At 70.6% G+C, this 2,708-nt stretch carries 4 protein-coding genes; 3 read left to right on the top strand and 1 reads right to left on the bottom strand.

The window, feature by feature from the left end:
* Window positions 1-94 precede the first annotated feature (94 nt).
* The 3 genes from ABYE80_RS19495 (at window position 95) to ABYE80_RS19485 (ending at window position 1,436) form a co-directional block, all read left to right on the top strand.
* A complete protein-coding gene (locus ABYE80_RS19495) occupies window positions 95-544 on the top strand; it encodes a hypothetical protein (RefSeq protein WP_372791972.1) in 450 nt (149 codons plus the stop codon).
* A gap of 134 nt (window positions 545-678) precedes the next feature.
* Complete coding sequence (locus tag ABYE80_RS19490) at window positions 679-1,161, top strand: VOC family protein (RefSeq protein ID WP_372791971.1); 483 nt, start codon at window positions 679-681, stop codon at window positions 1,159-1,161.
* On the top strand, window positions 1,158-1,436 hold the full coding sequence (locus tag ABYE80_RS19485; RefSeq protein WP_372791970.1) for a glutathione S-transferase N-terminal domain-containing protein: 279 nt from the start codon (window positions 1,158-1,160) through the stop codon (window positions 1,434-1,436). The genes ABYE80_RS19490 and ABYE80_RS19485 overlap by 4 nt, the downstream gene beginning before the upstream one ends.
* A gap of 15 nt (window positions 1,437-1,451) precedes the next feature.
* Here ABYE80_RS19485 and ABYE80_RS19480 read toward each other — a convergent pair.
* Window positions 1,452-2,708, bottom strand: a 1,257-nt coding sequence (locus ABYE80_RS19480) for an ammonium transporter (RefSeq protein ID WP_372791969.1), incomplete at its 5' end; no start/stop codon positions are given.

Below are 2,708 nucleotides of genomic sequence, written 5' to 3'. Positions count from 1 at the left end.
CGCCGGCCTGGGTGCTGGTACGGTCTCGCGGCCCGTACTCACGGGCCCGACGACGTCACGCCCGTCGGCATTCGACCCGCTAGGGGACCGCCTCATGCCTCGCCGTATCACTCTGTCGCTGCTCGCCGTCACGGCGACAGCGCTTCTCGCTGCCGGCTGCGGCGACGACGACAAACCCGACTCCGCCGCGAGCGCCACCGCGACGCAGACCACGGAGGCACCCGCGGAGGCCTCGACTCCCGCCACCGAAGGCGCCGCGACGATCGACGAGGAGAACCTGCGGGCCTTCGTCGACGCGATCAACGAGGACCCCGCGATCCTCTGCGACCCGGAGAACGCCACGGCCGAGGTGCTCGAGCAGCTCGGTGGCGAGGAGGCCTGCGCGGCCGCCGCGGCGACCGAGGAAGGCGGCAAGGAGTACACGATCGACGACGTCCAGATCGACGGTGACACCGCGACCGTCGTGATCACCGACGAGGACGAGACGAGCACGAACCTCTTCGTGCAGCAGGGCGACGAGCTCAAGTTCGCCGGCCAGCAGTAGCGACGTCGCGGGACCGGGCTGCGCGCGCGGTGCAACCCGGTCCGCGGCCCCCCACGGCGGCGGGCACCGATGAGTTCCCCGTCTGGGATGAGTCCTTCCAGAGTGCATCGACACGACCGCCTCGAAAGGACCCCATGCCGTCTCAGATCGTCCCCAACCTCTGGTTCGACACCCAGGCCGCGGAGGCCGCCGAGTTCTACGTCGGCGTGTTCGGCGGCGACTCCCGGATCCTGAACGTCGCGCACTACGGCGAAGGATCACCCGGCGTGCCGGGCACCGTGATGACGGTCGAGTTCGAGCTGAACGGCCAGCGATTCGTCGGCATCAACGGCGGCCCGAAGTTCACGTTCACCGAGGCCATCTCGCTCCAGATCACCTGCGATACCGAGGAGGAGCTCGACCGCTACTGGGAGGCCCTGACCGACGGCGGCACGGAGGGCAGGTGCGGCTGGCTCAAGGACCGCTACGGCCTGTCGTGGCAGGTGGTGCCCAGCGGCATGGAAGACGTCCTCCGCGATCCGGACCCGGACCGCGCCAGGCGCGCGATGACCGCGATGCTGCAGATGGTCAAGCTCGACATCGAGGCCGTCCGCGCCGCCGCGGCAGGCAAGACATGAGCGCCCCGCCCGTGCTGTACGTCTGCCACGGCGACGACGGCGGCCCTCGGATCCACCCCTGCCGACAGGTGCAAGAGGCCCTGCGCGCCGCACGGATTCCCTACGAGAAGGTGGTCGCGGCCCACGGAAGCCCGATCCCGTTCCTGCGAAGGGGCTCCCGTGAGGACCTGCGATCAGCCACTGGACAGGAGCGCCTTCCGGCGCTCCTGCTCGGCGACGGCACCGTGCTGACCCCCTCGAAGGCGATCCTGTCCTGGATCCAGCAGCAGGCCTGACCGCCCGCGGCGCGATCAGGTGCGTCCGACGGGCACCCGGCTCGCCGGGACCTCCGCCGCGGCCACCAGCAGCGCGCCCTCGCCACTCGGGTAGGCCTCCTCGCCGTGGGCGATGAGGTCCATGCCCGTCGCCTCCTCCTCCTCGGTCACGCGGAGCGGCACCACGAGCGCCATGCCCTTGAGGAGCAGCCAGGTCGCGCCGAACGCGTAGGCAGGTGCGGCAGCGACGGCGAGCAGCTGGTCCCACAACTGCGCGGCGTTGCCGTAGAGCAACCCGTCCGACACCCCGTTCCACGACGACTGCGCGACGAAGCCGATGAACACGATGCCCACGAGACCCGCCGTACCGTGGGCGGCGAGCACGTCGAGCGTCTCGTCGAGACGGGTGCGCGGACGCCACATGATCACCGCGTAGCTGGGGAACGCGGCCAGGACCCCGAGCGCCATCGCCCAGCCGGGGCTGATGTAGCCGCCCGCCGGCGTGATCGCGACGCAGCCCACGACGATCGCGGTCGCCGCCCCCACCGCCGTCGCCTGACGCGAGCGGATCATGTCGAGCACGAACCAGGTCGCCAGCGTGCAGGCCGGCGTCAGGAGCGTGTTCGTGAAGGCCAGGACGCTGGCGTTCCCGGTCGAGAACCCGCTGCCGCCGTTGAACCCGAACCACCCGAACCACAGCAGGCCCGCGCCGAGCAGCACGTACATGGCGTTGTGCGGCAGCAGCGCCTGTCGGCCGTAGTCCTTGCGGGCCCCGACGACGGTCGCGGCGGCGACCGCGGAGAACCCCGAGGCCATCTCCACCGGCACTCCGCCCGCGAAGTCCAAGGTGCCGCCCTCGATCAACCAGCCGCCCCCGAACGCCCAGTGCGCCAGCACCGCGTAGACGAGGATCGACCACAGCGCGCTGAACACGAGGAACGGGCCGAAGCGCATGCGCTCCACGACCGCGCCGGCCACGAGCGCCGTCGTGATGATGCAGAACGACGCCTGGAAGGCGAAGAAGACCAGGTGCGGGATCGTCGACCCCTCCCGCGGGTCGAAGTCCACGCCCTGCAGGAACGCGTGGTCCAAGCCGCCCACGAAGCCGTTGCCGCTGTCGAACGCCAGTGAGTAGCCGACGGCCGCGAAGGTGATCGTCGCGACAGCGAGGGCGGCCACGCACATCATGAAGGTGTTGAGGGTGTTCTTGGCGCGGACGAGGCCCGCGTAGAACAGCGCCAGCGCCGGCGTCATGAGCAGCACCAGCGCCGTCGCGACGAGCATCCAGGCGGT

Origin of the sequence: Paraconexibacter sp., from assembly GCF_041602235.1 — a bacterium.
Taxonomy (GTDB): Bacteria; Actinomycetota; Thermoleophilia; order Solirubrobacterales; family Solirubrobacteraceae; genus Paraconexibacter.
Note: the sequence above shows the minus strand (reverse complement) of the source record. Positions and strands in the feature narration are given on the sequence as shown.